Source organism: Ramlibacter henchirensis (genome assembly GCF_004682015.1).
GTDB classification, from domain to species: domain Bacteria; phylum Pseudomonadota; class Gammaproteobacteria; order Burkholderiales; family Burkholderiaceae_C; genus Ramlibacter; species Ramlibacter henchirensis.
The window spans coordinates 1,648,486-1,667,024 of sequence record NZ_SMLM01000001.1; the positions used below are offsets into that span (position 1 = coordinate 1,648,486).

Here is an 18,539-nt window from a genome sequence, read left to right on the forward strand (position 1 = left end):
TTCTCGAATGTGCTGCGCCTACTGCCGGCGCAACAGGATTGTTGTCAGGCCGCAACTGCAAATGATAGCGAGACTTGCGCCCCCGCAATCACTCCGTCCTCCACCCGGTTCTTCACGTCGATGCGAGCCCCATGCTCGTCCGCGATCTTCTTGACCACCGCAAGGCCGAGCCCCGTCCCCTTGTCCTTGGTGGTGACGTAGGGCTCGAAGGCGCGCTTGAGGATGTGCTCGGGAAAGCCCGTGCCGCTGTCGCGCACGACCAGGCGCACCCGGCGGTTGGCCTCGTTCCATTGCGTGCGGATCAGCACTTCGCGCGTGGCCGACGCTTCGGTGGCATCTTGCGCGTTCTGCAGCAGGTTGTGGATGACCTGCCTCAACTGCTGCGCATCGCCCAGGATCTTGGGGCAGGTGGGATCCAGCTCCGCGCGCACCGGCACCTGCGAGCCGGCGCCCGATTCGCCCACGCGCACGTAGAGGTGCAGCACGTCGCTCACCAGCCCGTTGAGGTCGATCGGCTTGAGCTCCGCCGACGGCAGCCGCGCGTACTCGCGGAATTCGTTGACCAGCCGCTTCATCGCGTCGACCTGGTCCACGATCGTCTGCACCGACTTGCGCAGCACCGCCCGCTCGGGCTCCGCCACCTTGTCGCCCAGCTTGTACGCCAGCCGCTCGGCCGACAGCTGGATCGGCGTGAGCGGGTTCTTGATCTCGTGCGCGAGCCGCCGCGCCACCTCGCCCCAGGCCTGCGCGCGCTGGGCGGAGACGATCTCGGAGATGTCGTCGAACACCAGCAGGCGCGAGAAGCGGCCCGGCTCGTCGGACGGCATTTCCGCGCCGCGCGCGACCAGCGTGATGGCCCCGCCCTGCCCCGGCCCGCCGCCCTGCACCGGATTGAGCTCGAACGACTGCTGCCAGTGGTCCAGGCCATGCTGCAGCCGGTCGTTCATGTAGTCGTCGAACTGCGCCTGCACCGCGGCGCCGAACGATTCCAGGCCTTCGATCTCGGCGAGCTTGCGTCCCTCGTGCGCCGCCAGCGGAAAGCGCAGGATGCGCGTGGCGCCGGGGTTGGACGTCTCGATGCGGCCCTGTTCATCGAGCACGATCACGCCGGCCGTCAGGTTGTCCAGGATGGTCTGCAGGTGGGCGCGCGCGGCGTTGACCTGGACCATGCTCTGCTCCACCGCCCCACGCGCGTCCGCCAGCTGCTGGGTCATCTCGGCGAACGAGCGTGTCAGGCCACCGAGTTCGTCCTTGCCCAGCAGCACCGGCTTGGGTGACAGGTCGCCGGCCGCGACTTCACGCACGCCCGCGGCGAGCAGCAGCAGCGGCCGCGCCAGCTGGTTGCCCAACAGCACCGCCAGGAAGATGGCGCCGAACACCGCGAGGAAGAGGCTGAGCGTGAGCGTGCCGATGTACATGCGCCGCAGCCCGTCGCGCGCCAGCGCGCGCTCCTGGTACTCGCGGTGGGCGTCCTGCACGGCCACGGCGTTGGCCACCAGCGTCGGCGGCAGGCTTTGCGTGACCTGCAGCACGCGCGGTTCGGCAGAAAGGCCCAGGCCCGGTCCGGGCACCACCGCGAGCGCCTTGATGCGGGCCTGGCTCACCGCACCGGGGCTGGGATCCTCGAGGCCTTCGATGACCGAGGTGGCGCGCTGCGCGCGCACCGTGCGCAGCTGCTGCGCCGTGGGCCGCTCGGGGCTGAGCAGCATGCGCGACTGGCCGGCGCTGGCCAGCAACTGGCCGGTGCCGCTCCAGAGGATCAGGTCGTTGGCCGACAGCGGCTCGCGCATGCGCTCCAGGGCGAGCGCCGCGCTCGTGTCCGGCACCTCGGCGAGCTGGTTCGCTGCCGCGCGCGTCTTGTTCGCCAGGTCGTGCGCCAGCGTGTCCAGCGTCGAGCGGCCCAGGCTCAGGCCCGCATCGAGCGCGCCCTCCACCTTCACGTCGAACCAGCTCTCGATCGAGCGAGACACGAACTGGTAGGAGACGACGTAGATCAGCAAGCCCGGAACGAACCCCACCAACGCGAAGATCGCCGCCAGCTTGACCAGCAGGCGGCTGCCGAACTTGCCGCTGCGAAGGCGCGAGGCCAGCCGCACGATGAACCAGCCGATCACCAGCAGCAGCAGCCCGGCCACGACCATGTTGATCGCGAACAGCCTGCCGTAATTGCGCTCGTACAGCTCGCGGTTGCCGGTGGCCTGCGTGAGCAGGAACATCAGCACGATGGCGATGCCGATCATCACGGCGGCGCCCACCAGCAGCGCCCAGCGCACGGCGCGCTGGCTGCCGAAGGTGGGCTTCGGCACTGCAGTGGTGGGCGGCAGGGGCGCGTTCACCTGCCGTTCTCGAGCGCCAGGCGCTGGTTGCGGCCGGCGAAGATGCTCCAGTCGGACTGCCCGACCGCGCCGATCTGGAAGGGCCGCGGCAGCTGGGACACATCCAGCCGGAACCGGAAGTCCACGCTGTACTTCGCATCCGGCTCCAGGTCGGACAGCTCGGCGATCTTCCAGCGAGAGACGTTGCGCACGGCCGCAAGCGCCTCTTCCTGCGTGTCGAAGCTCTGGCCGAGCGTCAGGCCCGCATTGCCGATCGGCTGGGACGAGAGTTGCAGCCGCCAGCGGCGCGTGAGCGGCTGGTAGGACAGGCGCATGTGGCGCGAGCCGCCGGCGATGTGCTTGTCATACCAGTACCAGCGGTCGCGCAGCAGCGAGGCGTCGGCCACGAAGAACATCGGGATGCCCTTGAGCAGCGCGTCCTCCACCGCAGGCGGCAGCTCGAAGCTGACACTGGCGCTGAGCAGCACGCCTTCCTCGGTGCGCTCCAGGCGCAGTTGCGTGACCTCGGCGTTGTCGGCGCGCGCCGGCGCGGCGGCGGCCAGCAACAGCAGGGCGGCCACCAGCGCGCACAGGCTGCGCTCAGCGCAGCGGCGCAGCAGGGGCGCGCCTGTCCAGCGCGGCGTAGAAAAAGCCGTCGTGATCACCTGCAAGATTGTCCCGGACCGCCTGCCCCCCCACCCCGGTATGGGGTAGCAAGTGGCCGGGGCCGGGCCGCAAAAAAGCCGCTGTGTTGTGTGCAACAAACGCTTCGACGCGGTGCTGGCCCTCCTCCCGGAATACGGAACAGGTGCAGTACAACAGCCGGCCGCCGGGCCGCACCAGCGGCCAGAGCGCATCGAGCAGACGGCGCTGCTGCGCGGCCAGCACGGCGATGTCGGCGGGACGGCGCAGCCAGCGCACGTCGGGGTGTCGGCGCACGATGCCCGAGGCGGTGCAGGGCGCATCGAGCAGGACGCCGTCGAAGAGCCGTCCGTCCCACCAGCTCCTCACGTCGGCGGCGTCGGCCGCGAGCACCTCCGCGTGCAGACCATGACGCTGCAGCGTCTCCCGAACGCGTTCGCAGCGCTGCGGGTCCATGTCCAGGGCGGTGAGTTCCGCGTCGGCGCGCTCCAGCAGATGGCCGGTCTTTCCGCCGGGCGCGGCGCAGGCATCGAGCAGGCGCAGCCGCTTTCCCGGCTCGGGTTCGAGGCCGTCGAGCAGCAAGGGCGCGGCGAGCTGCGCGGCCGCGTCCTGCACCGACACCAGGCCGCCGGCGAACCCCGGCACGTCCTGCACCGGCCTCGGCCGCGCGAGCACGAGACCGTCTTCGCCGATGGGTGTCGCCTCGATACCGGCGTCCGCCCATTGCTTCAGCAGTTGCTCGCGGCTGGTGCGGCGCACGTTCACGCGCAACGTCATCGGTGCGGCTGTGTTGTTCGCTGCGAGGATCGCCTCCCAGTGCTGCGGATGGTCTTGCCGCAGCCGGTCGATCCACCAGCGCGGGTGGTTCCACAGGGCGACCGGGTCTGCGTCCGTGGACGCGACCAGCGCCTCGCGCTCGCGCAGGAAGCGGCGCAGGCAGGCGTTCAGGAAGCCCGACTGCGCAGCGGTGGCGGGGGAACGCTTGGCCGCCTCGACGGCCTGGTCCACCAGGGTGAAGGGCTCGTACGGTGCATCGGACTCCTGCCAGCACAGCGCGAGCGCAGTGCACAGCAGCGCGTCCACATCCGGAGGCGGCGGCCGGCGCGCAAGCTGGCGCCGCAACGCCTCGGCCCGCCCGAGCTGGCGCAACGCATGGAAGGACAGGGCCTGCGCGGCCGCGCGCAACTCGGGCGAGACGCGCGCGATGGCGGGCGTGGCCGACTCGCCGGCGCGCACGCCGCGCACGACCGAGGCCGCGGCAGCGAGTTGCCGCCAGAGCGGGATCGCCGCCGGCTGGGACATGTCAGGCCGCGGGGCCGCGGGCGACGGGCATCGCTTCCAGTCCGCGACCCGGCCTGAAACCGAACAGCCGCGCCAGCAGCACGGCCGGGAACTGCGCGATCGCGTCGTTGTAGCGATGCACGGCCTGCGTGAAGCGCTCCGCGCCGGCGATGCACTGGGCCGTGATGTGCGCGCGGGTGCTCGTGAGCGTGTCGGGCAAACGCGCGCCCGCCAGGTCGTTGGCATCCTCGCGCTCGGCGCGGTCCCATGCCGTGGCCAGCACCGACTGCGCGGAGGCCAGCGCGGCGATCCGCTCCGGCTCCAGCGGCCGTTGCCGCGCGGAGGCGAGCGTGGCTTCCAGCTGCGCCGCGGCGCCCTGCAGCCCGCCCCAGAACGAGCCGCCGATGCCATCGAACAGCGAAGCCGGCGGGTCTTCGTCCTCCGGCAGCAGCTCGTGCACCAGCTGCACCTGCTTGGCCAGTTCGGCGTCGAGCGATGCGAAGGCGGCGTTGGCCTCGCCGCGCAGCCGTACCAGGCGGTTGTACGCGCCGACGCCCCAGAACGTCAGGACGGCGGCGGCGACCCAGGAAAGCAGCGTGGAAGACATCGTGTGTTGTTCGTGCGACCCGAATGAAAACGCCCCACCCGCTTTCGCGGATGGGGCGCCTAGTTTAGTGAAGCGCGCCGCTTACTCGCCGGATGCGCCTTCGGTCGCCTCGGGCGCGGCCGCGCCTTCGGTGATGCCGGCCAGCTCCGCCGCTTCCTGTTCGGCGATGGCGCGGCGCTCGGCCTCGTCCATCGCATCCTTGGCCTTGCGGGCCTGGTGGTACGCCATGCCGGTGCCCGCCGGGATCAGGCGGCCGACGATGACGTTCTCCTTCAGGCCGCGCAGCTCGTCGCGCTTGCCCATGATCGCCGCCTCGGTCAGCACGCGGGTGGTCTCCTGGAAGGAGGCCGCGGAGATGAACGAATCGGTCGACAGCGACGCCTTGGTGATGCCCAGCAGCAGGTTGCTGTAGGTGGCCGGGATCTTGTTATCGGCACGCAGCGCGTCGTTGGTGTCCAGCATCTCGGAACGCTCGACCTGCTCGCCGGCGATGTAGCCGGACTCACCGGGGTTCTCGACCACGACACGGCGCAGCATCTGGCGAACGATCACCTCGATGTGCTTGTCGTTGATCTTCACGCCCTGGAGGCGGTAGACGTCCTGCACCTCGTCGACGATGTAGCGCGCCAGTTCCTCCATGCCCAGCAGGCGCAGGATGTCCTGCGGGTCCGCCGGGCCGTCGACCACCGACTCGCCCTTGTTCACCACCTGGCCTTCGTGCACCAGGATGTTCTTCTCCTTGGGCACCAGCTCTTCCCACACCTTGCCTTCCGGGTCCGTGATCTGCAGGCGGATCTTGCCCTTGGTCTCCTTGCCGAACGACACGGTGCCGGTCATCTCGGCCAGCACGCCCTTGTCCTTCGGCGAACGGGCCTCGAACAGCTCGGCCACGCGCGGCAGGCCGCCCGTGATGTCGCGGGTCTTCTGGCCTTCGATCGGGATGCGGGCCAGCACTTCGCCGGGCGCCACGTCCTGGCCGTCGCGCACCTGGATCAGGGCGCCGACCTGGAAGCCGATCGTCACCGAGTGGTCGGTGCCGGGGATCTTCACCTCGTTGCCGGACGGATCGACCAGCTTCACCTGCGGACGCACCACCTTGGCGGAGCCGCGGCGCTTCGGGTCGATCACCACCAGCGTCGACAGGCCCGTGACCTCGTCGACCTGCTTGGCGACCGTGAGGCCCTCTTCCACGTTCTCGAACTTCACCTTGCCGGCGAACTCCGTGATGATGGGCCGGGTCAGCGGGTCCCAGTTGGCCAGCACGGTGCCGGCCTTGACCTGCTGGTCGGCCTTCACCGTCAGCGTGGCGCCGTACGGCACCTTGTGGCGCTCGCGCTCGCGGCCGTGCTCGTCATGGATGACGACTTCGCCGGAGCGGGCGATCACCACCAGCTCGCCCTTGGCGTTGGTCACGTAGCGCATCGTGCTGTTGAAGCCGATCACGCCGTTGGACTTGGCTTCCACGCTGGACGCGATCGCCGCGCGCGATGCCGCGCCACCGATGTGGAACGTGCGCATCGTCAGCTGCGTGCCGGGCTCGCCGATCGACTGGGCGGCGATGACGCCGACAGCCTCGCCGACGTTGACCATGCCGCCGCGGCCGAGGTCGCGGCCGTAGCAGCGCGCGCACAGGCCGAAGCGGGTGGCGCACGTCAGCGCCGTGCGGACCTTCACCTCGTCGACGCCGGCGCCCTCGAGTTCCTCGATGGCGTCTTCGTCCAGCATGCTGCCGGCCGGCACGATGACCGCGCGGCTCTCGGGATGGACCACGTCCTCGGCCGCCACGCGGCCCAGGATCCGGTCGCGCAGCGATTCGATGACTTCACCGCCCTCGACGATGGCGCGCATCAGCGAGCCTTCGGTGGTGGTGCAGTCGTCTTCGGTGACGACCAGGTCCTGCGTCACGTCGACCAGTCGGCGCGTGAGGTAGCCGGAGTTCGCGGTCTTCAGCGCCGTGTCGGCCAGGCCCTTGCGGGCGCCGTGCGTCGAGATGAAGTACTGCAGCACGTTCAGGCCTTCGCGGAAGTTGGCCGTGATCGGCGTCTCGATGATCGAGCCGTCCGGCTTGGCCATCAGGCCGCGCATGCCCGCCAGCTGGCGGATCTGGGCGGCCGAGCCGCGGGCGCCGGAGTCGGCCATCATGTAGATGGAGTTGAACGACTCCTGCTCCACGTCCTTGCCGTTGCGGTCCTGCGTCTTTTCCTTCGCCAGCTGGGCCATCATCACCTTGGACACTTCGTCGCCCGACTTGCCCCAGATGTCGACCACCTTGTTGTAGCGCTCGCCGGCCGTGACCAGGCCCGAGACGTACTGCTGCTCGATCTCCTTCACTTCCTTCTCGGCCCGCGCGATGATCTCCGCCTTCTGCGGCGGCACCAGCATGTCGTCGATGGCGATGGAGATGCCGGCCTTGGTGGCCAGCCGGAAGCCGTTCTGCAGCAGCTTGTCGGCGAAGACCACGGTCTCCTTCAGGCCGCACTTGCGGAAGGAGGCGTTGATCAGCTTGCTGATCTCCTTCTTCTTGAGCGCCTTGTTGATGGTGGCGAACGGCAGGCCCTTGGGCAGGATCTCCGACAGCAGCGCGCGGCCGACCGTGGTGTCCACGAGGCTCGTGGACGGCACGAAGTCGCCGCTGGCGCGGTCCTTGTTCCACTCCGTCAGGCGCACGCTGATGCGCGCCGTGAGTTCCACGGTGCCGGAATCCAGCGCGCGCTGCACCTCGCCCACGTCGGCGAAGACCATGCCTTCGCCCCTGGCGTTGATGCGCTCGCGGGTCGTGTAGTACAGGCCCAGCACCACGTCCTGCGACGGCACGATGGACGGCTCGCCGTTGGCGGGGAACAGCACGTTGTTGGAGGCCAGCATCAGCGTGCGGGCTTCCATCTGCGCTTCCACCGACAGCGGCACGTGCACGGCCATCTGGTCGCCGTCGAAGTCGGCGTTGAACGCCGCGCACACCAGCGGGTGCAGCTGGATCGCCTTGCCTTCGATCAGGATCGGCTCGAAGGCCTGGATGCCCAGGCGGTGCAGCGTCGGGGCGCGGTTCAGCAGGACGGGGTGCTCCTTGATCACCTCTTCCAGGATGTCCCACACCACCGGCGTTCCCGATTCCACTTCCTTCTTCGCCGCCTTGATGGTGGTGGCGATGCCCATCGCCTCCAGGCGCGAGAAGATGAAAGGCTTGAACAGCTCCAGCGCCATCAGCTTGGGCAGGCCGCACTGGTGCAGCTTGAGGGTCGGGCCCACCGTGATGACCGAGCGGCCCGAGTAGTCGACGCGCTTGCCCAGCAGGTTCTGGCGGAAGCGGCCGCTCTTGCCCTTGATCATGTCGGCCAGGGACTTGAGCGCGCGCTTGTTCGCGCCGGTCATGGCCTTGCCGCGGCGGCCGTTGTCCAGCAGCGAGTCGACGGCTTCCTGCAGCATGCGCTTCTCGTTGCGCGCGATGATCTCCGGAGCCTTGAGCTCCAGCAGGCGGCGCAGGCGCGAGTTGCGGTTGATGACGCGGCGGTACAGGTCGTTCAGGTCGGAGGTCGCGAAGCGGCCGCCGTCCAGCGGCACCAGCGGACGCAGGTCCGGCGGCAGCACGGGCAGCACGTCCATCACCATCCAGTTGGGCTTGATGCCCGACTTCTTGAAGGCTTCCAGCACCTTCAGGCGCTTGGCGTTCTTCTTGACCTTCACTTCGGAGCCGGTCAGGTCGCCGCGCAGCTTCTCGATCTCGATGTCGAGGTCGATGCCTTCGAGCAGGTCCTTGATGCCCTCGGCGCCCATCTTGGCGGTGTACTCGTCCCCGTACTCCTTGCGCTTGGCGTCGTAGTCGTCCTCGGACATGATGCTGAACTTCTTCAGCGGGGTCATGCCGGGGTCGGTGACGACATAGGCTTCGAAGTACAGCACGCGCTCGATGTCGCGCAGCGTCATGTCGAGCACCAGGCCCAGGCGCGACGGCAGCGACTTCAGGAACCAGATGTGGGCGCAGGGCGCGGCCAGGTCGATGTGGCCCATGCGCTCGCGCCGCACCTTGGTCTGGGTGACTTCAACGCCGCACTTCTCGCAGATCACGCCGCGGTGCTTCAGGCGCTTGTACTTGCCGCACAGGCACTCGTAGTCCTTGATCGGGCCGAAGATCTTGGCGCAGAACAGGCCGTCGCGCTCCGGCTTGAAGGTGCGGTAGTTGATCGTCTCGGGCTTCTTGACTTCACCGAAGGACCACGAGCGGATCTTCTCCGGCGAGGCCATCCCGATCTTGATGGCGTCGAAATGCTCGTCGGGGGTGAACTGCTTGAACAGGTCGAGTAGCGATTTCATTTGCTTCTGTACCTTCCCTAATTAGGAACGCTCGAGTTCCATATCCAGACCCAGCGACCTGATCTCCTTGACCAGGACGTTGAACGACTCCGGCATGCCGGCGTCGATGGCGTGCTCGCCCTTGACGATCGACTCGTACACCTTGGTGCGGCCCTGCACGTCGTCGGACTTCACGGTCAGCATCTCCTGCAGCGTGTAGGCCGCGCCGTAGGCTTCCAGCGCCCACACTTCCATCTCGCCGAAGCGCTGGCCGCCGAACTGGGCCTTGCCGCCCAGGGGCTGCTGCGTGACGAGCGAGTACGGGCCCGTGGAGCGCGCGTGCATCTTGTCGTCGACGAGGTGGTGCAGCTTGAGCACGTGCATGTAGCCCACGGTCACCGGACGCTCGAACTGCTCGCCGGTGCGCCCGTCGTAGAGGTGCGCCTGCGTGCGCGTGCCCGTGAGGCCCTTGCGCTGCGCGATCTCGTCCGGGAAGGCCAGCTGCAGCATGTTGCGGATCTCGGTCTCGGCCGCGCCGTCGAACACGGGCGTGGCGAAGGGGATGCCCTTGGCCAGCTCGCCCGCCATCTCCAGCACGTCGTCGTCGGACAGCCTGGCGATGTCTTCCTTGCGGCCGGACTTGTTGTACAGCTCGTCGAAGAACTTGCGCAGTTCGGCCACGCGGGCCTGCTGCTGCAGCATGTCGCCGATGCGGTGGCCGATGCCCTTGGCGGCCCAGCCCAGGTGCACTTCCAGCACCTGGCCCACGTTCATGCGCGAAGGCACGCCCAGCGGGTTGAGCACGATGTCGCACGGCGTGCCGTCGGCCATGTAGGGCATGTCCTCGACCGGAACGATCTTGGACACCACGCCCTTGTTGCCGTGGCGGCCGGCCATCTTGTCGCCGGGCTGCAGGCGGCGCTTGACGGCCAGGTACACCTTGACCATCTTGAGCACGCCGGCGGGCAGCTCGTCGCCCTGCGTCAGCTTCTTGCGCTTCTCCTCGAACGCGAGGTCGAAGTTGTGGCGCTGCTGCTCGATGGAGTTCTTGATCGACTCCAGCTGCGCAGCCACGTCGTCCTCCGCCGGGCGGATGTCGAACCAGTGGTACTTCTCGATCGACTGCATGTAGGCCTTGTCGATCTTCGTGCCCTTGGCCAGCTTCTGCGGGCCGCCGTTGGCCACGCGGCCGTTCAGCAGCTTCTCGATGCGGTCGAAGGCGTCGGCCTCGACGATGCGCAGCTGGTCGTTCAGGTCCAGGCGGAAGCGCTTGAGCTCGTCGTCGATGATCTGCTGGGCGCGCTTGTCGCGCTGGATGCCTTCGCGGGTGAACACCTGCACGTCGATCACCGTGCCCTGCGAGCCCTGGTCCACGCGCAGCGACGTGTCCTTCACGTCGGAAGCCTTCTCGCCGAAGATGGCGCGAAGGAGCTTTTCTTCCGGCGTCAGCGTGGTCTCGCCCTTGGGCGTGACCTTGCCCACCAGCGTGTCGCCCGGCATGACCTCGGCGCCCACGTAGATGATGCCGCTCTCGTCCAGGCGGTTGAGCTGCTGCTCCGACAGGTTCGGGATGTCGCGGGTGATTTCCTCGGCGCCCAGCTTGGTGTCGCGCGCCATCACCACCAGCTCCTCGATGTGGATCGAGGTGTAGCGGTCGTCGGCGACGACGCGCTCGCTGATCAGGATCGAGTCCTCGAAGTTGTAGCCGTTCCAGGGCATGAACGCCACCAGCATGTTCTGGCCGAGCGCGAGCTCGCCCAGGTCGGTGGATGCACCGTCGGCGATGACGTCGCCCTTGGCGATCTTGTCGCCGCGCTTGACGATCGGGCGCTGGTGGATGTTGGTGTTCTGGTTGGAACGCTGGTACTTGATCAGGTTGTAGATGTCGACGCCGACTTCACCGGCGGCGGCTTCCTCGTCGTTGACGCGCACCACGATGCGGGTGGCATCGACGTAGTCGACCACGCCGCCGCGGCTGGCGGTGACGACGGTGCCGGAGTCGACCGCGGAGACGCGCTCGATGCCGGTGCCGACGAAGGCCTTCTCCGGGCGCAGCACCGGCACGGCCTGCCGCTGCATGTTGGCGCCCATCAGCGCGCGGTTGGCGTCGTCGTGCTCCAGGAAAGGCACCAGCGAGGCGGCCACCGACACGATCTGCGCCGGCGAGACGTCCATGTACTGGATGCGGTCGGCGCCCACCAGGATCGATTCGCCGCGTTCACGCGCGGACACCAGCTCGCCGACCAGGCGGCCTTCCTCGTCCAGCGCCGCGTTGGCCTGGGCGATCACGTACTTGCCTTCCTCGATGGCCGACAGGTAGTCGATCTGGTCCGTGACCTTGGCGTCCACCACGCGGCGGTACGGCGTCTCGATGAAGCCGTACTCGTTCAGGCGCGCGTACAGGGCCAGCGAGTTGATCAGGCCGATGTTCGGACCTTCCGGCGTCTCGATCGGGCACACGCGGCCGTAGTGCGTGACGTGCACGTCGCGCACTTCGAAGCCCGCGCGCTCGCGCGTCAGGCCCCCCGGGCCCAGGGCCGAGACGCGGCGCTTGTGCGTGATCTCGGACAGCGGGTTGGTCTGGTCCATGAACTGCGACAGCTGCGACGCGCCGAAGAACTCCTTGAGCGCTGCGGAGATCGGCTTGGAGTTGATCAGGTCGTGCGGCATCAGCGGCTCCTGTTCCGCCTGGCCCAGACGCTCCTTCACGGCCTTCTCGATGCGGGCGAGGCCGGTGCGGTACTGGTTCTCGGCCAGCTCGCCGACGCAGCGCACGCGGCGGTTGCCCAGGTGGTCGATGTCGTCGACCTCACCGCGGCCGTTGCGCAGGTCCACCAGGATCTTGACGACGGCGAGGATGTCCTCGTTGGTCAGCACCATCGGTCCGGTGCTCTCCTCGCGGCCGACCTTGGCATTGAACTTCATGCGGCCCACGCGCGACAGGTCGTACGTGTCTGGGTTGTAGAACAGGCGCTGGAACAGGGCCTGCACCGCGTCCTCGGTCGGCGGCTCGCCGGGGCGCATCATGCGGTAGATGGCCACGCGCGCGGCGAACTCGTCGACCGTCTCGTCGATGCGCAGCGTCTGGCTGATGTACGGACCCTGGTCGAGCTCGTTCGTGTAGATCACCTGCAGCTCCTGCACGCCGGCGGCGCGCAGCTTCTTGAGCAGCGACTCGGTCAGTTCGTCGTTGGCCTTGGCGATGATCTCGCCGGTGTCCTGGTCGACGATGTTGCGGGCCACCACGCGGCCGATGAGGAAGTCCTCCGGCACGCTGATGTGGGTGGTGCCGGTCGTCTCCAGCTCGCGGGTGTGGCGCGCGGTGACGCGCTTGTCCTTGGCCACGACGACCTTGCCGCTCTTGTCGGTGATGTCGAAGCGGGCCACCTCGCCGCGCAGGCGCTCGGGCACGAACTCCATCTGCGCGCCGCTGTCCATCAGGCGGAAGTTGTCGTTGACGAAGAAGTTCGCCAGGATCGACTCGGGCGTCAGGCCGATGGCCTTGAGCAGGATCGTCACCGGCATCTTGCGGCGGCGGTCGACGCGGAAGTACAGGATGTCCTTCGGGTCGAACTCGAAGTCCAGCCAGGAGCCGCGGTACGGGATGATCCGCGCCGAGAACAGCAGCTTGCCCGAGCTGTGCGTCTTGCCCTTGTCGTGCTCGAAGAACACGCCGGGCGAGCGGTGCAGCTGGGACACGATCACGCGCTCGGTGCCGTTGATGATGAAGGAGCCCTTGTCGGTCATCAGGGGCACTTCGCCCATGTAGACCTCCTGCTCCTTCACTTCCTTGACCACCTTGCTCTGCGGCGTGGACGACTCGCGGTCGTAGATGATCAGCTGCACCTTGGCGCGCACGGCCGACGCGTACGTCAGGCCGCGCGTCTGGCATTCGCGCACGTCGAAGGCCGGCTTGGCCAGGTTGTATTCGATGAACTTCATCTCGACAAACCCGTTGTGCGAGACGATGGGGAAGGCCGCATCGAAGGCGGCCTGCAGGCCCTCGACGGTGCGCCGGGAAGGCGCCACGTCGGATTGGAGGAAGGCGGTGTACGCGTCCTTCTGCATCTGCAGCAGGTACGGCACTTCCAGCACGCTGTCGCGTTTGCCGAAGCTTTTGCGGATGCGCTTGCGTTCGGTGTAAGAGTAGGCCATGAGATCTCCGGGCTATTGAGCTCTTGCGCAACTGACGCGCCGGACCCGTGGAGGGGCCCGGCGTTGCTTGGCGGGTTGGCCACTACCAACCATGGCGGACGGCCGTGCATTGCACACGGCCCGAACCAAGGCGCCTTCTGCAGTCGGGTCAGAAGGCACTCGAAAACTCTGGGGGGGAAGACCGCTATTGTCCCAGGGCTTTCGGGTGCGTTCAGGACACGCACTTAGAAGCACCAAAGGCTGGAGGCCCTTTCGGGCGTCTCCAGCCTCCGGTGCCGGGGTCGCTTACTTGAGTTCGACCTTGGCGCCGGCGTCTTCCAGCTTTTTCTTGGCAGCCTCGGCGTCGGCCTTGGCGATGCCTTCCTTGACGGGCTTCGGAGCGCCGTCCACCAGGTCCTTGGCTTCCTTCAGACCCAGTCCGGTGATCTCGCGCACGGCCTTGATGACGGACACCTTGTTGGCGCCGGCTTCCAGCAACTGCACGGTGAACTCGGTCTTCTCTTCCGCGGCCGCGGCAGCGCCGCCGCCCGCACCACCGGCGGCGGCTGGGGCGGCCATCGCGGCGGCGGACACGCCGAACTTCTCCTCGATCGCCTTGACCAGGTCGTTGAGTTCCATGACCGTCATGCTGTCCAGCGCGGTCAGGAATGCGTCTTTGTCGAATGCCATTTTTCGTTCCTAGAGATGGGTTGGTTTACTTGGGGACGGCGCGCCTTCAGGCGGCCGCCGCCTCGCCTTTCTTGGCCGCCAGCGCGCCCAGCACCACGGCGGTGCGGGAGATCGGCGACATCAGCAGCCCGCACAACTGGGCCAGCAGCACTTCCTTGCTCGGGATGCTGGCCAGCTGCTTCACGCCGTTGACGTCCAGGGCCTTGCCCGCGAACGCGCCCGCGCGGATGACCAGCTTGTCGTTGGTCTTCGCGAAGTCGGCCACCACCTTGGCGGCGGCCACAGCGTCCACGGAGAAGCCGTAGATCAGCGGACCGGTCATCTGGTCACCGACGACTTCGAACTGGCTGCCCGCAACCGCACGGCGTGCCAGGGTGTTCTTCAGAACACTCAGGCTGACGCCCTGCTTGCGCGCTTCGTTGCGCAGCTTCGTCATGTCGGCGACCGTGATGCCGCGGTATTCCGCCATCACCAGCGTTTGAGCTTTAGCGGCGAGGCCGGTCACTTCGTCGATGACCGCTTGCTTCTCACTGCGATTCAGACTCAAGGTCTACTCCTTCCAATGCGCCTTCGGGCTTGCGCCGTCCGGCACGCTCTTGTTGCAGCGACCAACCTCGAAGGAACTTCTCGACTCCATCTCGGCGGGATCGCCATCTGCGCTGGCCGGAGCCGGAGGCGACCTCCGTGCTCTGGCGATTAAGCGGGTCGCCCCGCGCCAGCGGTCCTGGATGGCCTGCCGGTTCCTTGCGGTCCCGGCAGCCCACCACACCGGCCGCGCCCTTCCGGGCCCGGCCGAATCTCTCTCTCTTACGCCTGCTGCCCCATGAGCGTCTGCGTGTCCACGCGGACGCCCAGGCCCATGGTCGACGACACCGCCACCTTGCGCAGGTACACGCCCTTGCTGGTGGCCGGCTTGGCCTTGTTCAGCGCGTCGATCAGCGCCACCAGGTTGCCCTGCAGCTTGTTGGCGTCGAACGAGCGGCGGCCCAGGGTGGCGTGGATGATCCCGGCCTTGTCGGCACGGAACTGCACCTGGCCGGCCTTGGCGTTCTTCACCGCCGTGGCGACGTCGGGCGTCACGGTGCCGACCTTGGGGTTCGGCATCAGGCCGCGCGGGCCGAGGATCTGGCCCAGCGTGCCGACCACGCGCATCGCGTCGGGGGCGGCGATCACGACGTCGAACGGCATGTCGCCGGCCTTCACGCGGGCAGCCAGGTCGTCCATGCCGACCACGTCGGCGCCGGCGGCCTTGGCTTCCTCGGCCTTGGCGCCCTGGGCGAACACGGCCACGCGCTTGGTCTTGCCGGTGCCGTTGGGCATCACGACCGCGCCGCGAACGACCTGGTCGGACTTCTTGGCGTCGATGCCCAGCTGCACGGCCACGTCGATGGACTCATCGAACTTGGCGGTGGCTGCGTCCTTCACGATGGACAGCGCCTCGGTCAGGGGGTACAGCTTGGTGCTGTCGACCTTGCCCTGCAGGGCTTTCTGCTTCTTGGTCAGCTTGGCCATTTACACGCCCTCCACGGTGACGCCCATCGAACGGGCCGAGCCCGCCAGCGTCTTGACGGCCGCGTCGATGCTGGCGGCGTTCATGTCCTTCAGCTTGGTCTTGGCGATCTCCTCGAGCTGGGCGCGGGTGATCTTGCCGACCTTGTCGCTGTGCGGCTTGGAAGAGCCCTTGTCCAGCTTGATCGCCTTCTTGATCAGCGTCGTGGCCGGCGGGGTCTTGATGATGAAGGTGAAGCTCTTGTCCGCGTAGGCGGTGATCACCACCGGCAGCGGCAGGCCCGGCTCGACACCCTGGGTCTGCGCGTTGAACGCCTTGCAGAACTCCATGATGTTCAGGCCGCGCTGGCCCAGCGCGGGGCCGATCGGGGGCGACGGGTTGGCCTTGCCAGCCGGCACTTGCAGCTTGACAAAACCGACGATTTTCTTCGCCATGGTTCAGGTACTCCTTGCGGGTGCAAACGCCTTGGTCTTGGACCTCGGCTCCCCGGGGTTGCAGCTCGACTTCTTGAAACCCGCGCGAGCTGAAGACGCGGATCGGAAACATCAGGCAAGGCGCGAGGGCCTCGCGTGCTTCAGGTCTTCTCGACCTGGCTGAATTCGAGTTCGACCGGCGTCGCGCGGCCGAAGATGGTGACGGACACCCGCACCTTGTTCTTCTCGTAGTTGACTTCCTCGACCGTGCCGTTGAAGTCGGTGAACGGGCCTTCCTTGACGCGCACGTACTCGCCCACCACGAATTCGACCTTGTGGCGGGGCTTCTCGACGCCCTCTTCCATCTGGCCGAGGATCTTGGCGACCTCGTCCTCCGAGATCGGCGCGGGCCGGTTCTTGGCGCCGCCGACGAAGCCGGTCACCTTGTTGGTGTGCTTGACCAGGTGCCAGGTGTCGTCGTTCATCACCATCTGCACCAGCACGTAGCCGGGGTAGAACCGGCGCTCGGACGTGCGCTTCTGGCCGTTCTTGATCTCCACCACTTCCTCGGTGGGCACCAGGATCTCGCCGAACATGTCCTGCATGCCGGCGCGGTTGATGCGCTCGCGGATGTTGCGCTCCACGGCCTTCTCCATGCCGGAGTAGGCGTGCACCACGTACCAGCGAAGGTCGGGGTTGACCGGCTTGGCGGGCGCGCCCGCCTCGGCGGAGCCGCCTTGCGGCGTTTCGGTTTCGCTCATGTCTTTTTACTTCCAGCCCAGGATCAGGTCGTAGAACACCCACTCCAGGGTCTTGTCCGTCAGCCACAGGAACAGGGCCATGACCACCACGAAGCCGAACACGTAGGCGGTCATCTGGATCGCTTCCTTGCGGGTGGGCCAGACGACCTTCTTGACTTCCTTCCAGGCGTCGCGGCCGAAGGCGGCGAACTCCTTGCCGGTCTCCGACGTCATGAAGACGACGAAGGCCGCGGCCAGGCCGACCACCAGCGCGCCCCATTGGGCGACGGGGCCCTGCCGGCCGAGCAGGTAGAAGCCGGCGACGGCGGCGATCACCAGGGCGGCGGCCGCGCCCAGGCGGGCCTTGTCGGCGCCGGTGGTGACGGTATCAACTTGCTGCGAAGTGGCCATGAAAGGCGGGTTCCTGCTTGTGATCGACCCGTTTCCTGGAAACGGTGAAGCCCGTCACGAAGACGGGCTTGGTTTTTTTGCTCGCGCCCTCTCGGGCTCGGGTGCCACTCAGGTGGCAGGGGCAGTAGGAATCGAACCTACAACCTTCGGTTTTGGAGACCGACGCTCTGCCAATTGAGCTATACCCCTAGGTCCTTTGACGGATTCAACGTCCCCGCTTCGTTGGCACTTCGCGGGGCCGTCCTTCGCGCCTTGTTACTCCATGATCTTCGCCACGACGCCGGCACCGACGGTCTTGCCGCCTTCGCGGATGGCAAAGCGCAGGCCTTCTTCCATGGCGATCGGGGCGATCAGCTTGACGGTGATCGTCACGTTGTCGCCGGGCATCACCATCTCCTTGTCCTTGGGCAGCTCGATGGCGCCCGTCACGTCCGTCGTGCGGAAGTAGAACTGGGGACGGTAGTTGTTGAAGAACGGCGTGTGGCGCCCGCCTTCGTCCTTCGAGAGCACGTACACCTCGGCGGTGAAGTGCGTGTGCGGCTTGATCGAGCCGGGCTTGCACAGCACCTGGCCGCGCTCGACTTCCTCGCGCTTGGTGCCGCGCAGCAGGATGCCCACGTTGTCGCCGGCCTGGCCCTGGTCCAGGAGCTTGCGGAACATCTCCACGCCGGTGCAGGTGGTCTTGAGCGTGGCCTTCAGGCCCACGATCTCGATTTCCTCGCCGACCTTGATGATGCCGCGCTCCACGCGGCCCGTCACCACGGTGCCGCGCCCGGAGATGGAGAACACGTCTTCCACCGGCATCAGGAACGCACCGTCGATGGCGCGCTCGGGCGTGGGGATGTAGGTGTCCAGCGCCTCGGCCAGCTTCATGATGGCGCCTTCGCCCAGCTCGCCCTTGTCGCCTTCCATGGCCAGCTTGGCGCTGCCCTTGATGATCGGGGTGTCGTCACCGGGAAAGTCGTACTTGGACAGCAGCTCGCGCACTTCCATCTCCACCAGCTCCAGCAGCTCGGCGTCGTCCACCATGTCGCACTTGTTCAGGAACACGATGATGTAGGGCACGCCCACCTGGCGGGCCAGCAGGATGTGCTCGCGCGTCTGCGGCATCGGGCCGTCGGCGGCCGAGCACACCAGGATGGCGCCGTCCATCTGGGCGGCGCCGGTGATCATGTTCTTGACGTAGTCGGCGTGGCCCGGGCAGTCCACGTGCGCGTAGTGGCGGTTGGCCGTCTCGTACTCCACGTGCGCGGTGTTGATCGTGATGCCGCGCGCCTTTTCTTCCGGAGCCGCGTCGATCTGGTCGTAGGCCTTGGCTTCGCCGCCGAACTTGCTCGACAGCACCGTCGTGATCGCCGCCGTCAGCGTGGTCTTGCCGTGGTCCACGTGGCCGATCGTGCCGACGTTCACGTGCGGCTTGGTGCGCTCGAATTTACCTTTTGCCATTTTTTCGCCTTCCGAAACATCGAATGACCTGGGGATGGACCAGCGAGCAAGTGCGCGCTGCTC

13 protein-coding genes and 1 tRNA gene are annotated in these 18,539 nt (G+C 67.4%); all 14 read right to left on the reverse strand.

Annotation, left to right across the window (positions count from 1 at the left end; all coding sequences use genetic code 11):
- Window positions 1-44 precede the first annotated feature (44 nt).
- Window positions 45-2,336 carry an ATP-binding protein gene (locus EZ313_RS08155; protein ID WP_240788560.1) on the reverse strand — a complete coding sequence of 764 codons (2,292 nt, stop codon included), beginning with the start codon at window positions 2,334-2,336 and terminating at the stop codon, window positions 45-47.
- Entirely contained in the window at window positions 2,333-2,896 is a 564-nt protein-coding gene (locus EZ313_RS08160) for a DUF4390 domain-containing protein (RefSeq protein ID WP_240788561.1), read from the reverse strand. Before EZ313_RS08160 ends, EZ313_RS08155 begins: the two co-directional genes overlap by 4 nt.
- Window positions 2,897-2,915: 19 nt before the next feature.
- Window positions 2,916-4,259 (reverse strand): 16S rRNA (cytosine(967)-C(5))-methyltransferase RsmB, encoded by a 1,344-nt coding sequence (gene rsmB / locus EZ313_RS08165; RefSeq protein WP_135262675.1) that lies wholly within the window; start codon window positions 4,257-4,259, stop codon window positions 2,916-2,918.
- Between the two features lies 1 nt (window position 4,260).
- Window positions 4,261-4,845: a LemA family protein gene (locus EZ313_RS08170; RefSeq protein WP_135262676.1), complete on the reverse strand. Its 585-nt coding sequence runs from the start codon at window positions 4,843-4,845 to the stop codon at window positions 4,261-4,263.
- 81 nt (window positions 4,846-4,926) lie between these two features.
- The gene (rpoC, locus tag EZ313_RS08175) at window positions 4,927-9,153 is read right to left on the reverse strand and encodes a DNA-directed RNA polymerase subunit beta' (protein ID WP_135262677.1); all 4,227 of its coding nucleotides are present in this window, start codon (window positions 9,151-9,153) and stop codon (window positions 4,927-4,929) included.
- Window positions 9,154-9,174: 21 nt separating this feature from the next.
- A complete protein-coding gene (gene rpoB, locus EZ313_RS08180) occupies window positions 9,175-13,287 on the reverse strand; it encodes a DNA-directed RNA polymerase subunit beta (RefSeq protein ID WP_135262678.1) in 4,113 nt (1,370 codons plus the stop codon).
- 285 nt (window positions 13,288-13,572) lie between these two features.
- Window positions 13,573-13,956 carry a 50S ribosomal protein L7/L12 gene (gene rplL / locus EZ313_RS08185; protein WP_135262679.1) on the reverse strand — a complete coding sequence of 128 codons (384 nt, stop codon included), beginning with the start codon at window positions 13,954-13,956 and terminating at the stop codon, window positions 13,573-13,575.
- 46 nt (window positions 13,957-14,002) lie between these two features.
- A complete protein-coding gene (rplJ, locus tag EZ313_RS08190) occupies window positions 14,003-14,503 on the reverse strand; it encodes a 50S ribosomal protein L10 (protein WP_135262680.1) in 501 nt (166 codons plus the stop codon).
- A 260-nt stretch (window positions 14,504-14,763) separates the two neighbouring features.
- Entirely contained in the window at window positions 14,764-15,468 is a 705-nt protein-coding gene (gene rplA, locus EZ313_RS08195; protein WP_135262681.1) for a 50S ribosomal protein L1, read from the reverse strand.
- The gene (gene rplK, locus EZ313_RS08200) at window positions 15,469-15,900 is read right to left on the reverse strand and encodes a 50S ribosomal protein L11 (protein WP_135262682.1); all 432 of its coding nucleotides are present in this window, start codon (window positions 15,898-15,900) and stop codon (window positions 15,469-15,471) included.
- A gap of 140 nt (window positions 15,901-16,040) precedes the next feature.
- Window positions 16,041-16,640 carry a transcription termination/antitermination protein NusG gene (nusG, locus tag EZ313_RS08205; RefSeq protein WP_135262683.1) on the reverse strand — a complete coding sequence of 200 codons (600 nt, stop codon included), beginning with the start codon at window positions 16,638-16,640 and terminating at the stop codon, window positions 16,041-16,043.
- A 6-nt stretch (window positions 16,641-16,646) separates the two neighbouring features.
- Window positions 16,647-17,030, reverse strand: a complete 384-nt coding sequence (secE, locus tag EZ313_RS08210; protein WP_135262684.1) for a preprotein translocase subunit SecE — start codon at window positions 17,028-17,030, stop codon at window positions 16,647-16,649.
- A gap of 113 nt (window positions 17,031-17,143) precedes the next feature.
- Window positions 17,144-17,219: transfer RNA gene (locus EZ313_RS08215), tRNA-Trp, on the reverse strand.
- A 66-nt stretch (window positions 17,220-17,285) separates the two neighbouring features.
- Window positions 17,286-18,476 (reverse strand): elongation factor Tu, encoded by a 1,191-nt coding sequence (tuf, locus tag EZ313_RS08220; RefSeq protein WP_135262685.1) that lies wholly within the window; start codon window positions 18,474-18,476, stop codon window positions 17,286-17,288.
- Window positions 18,477-18,539: the final 63 nt, after the last annotated feature.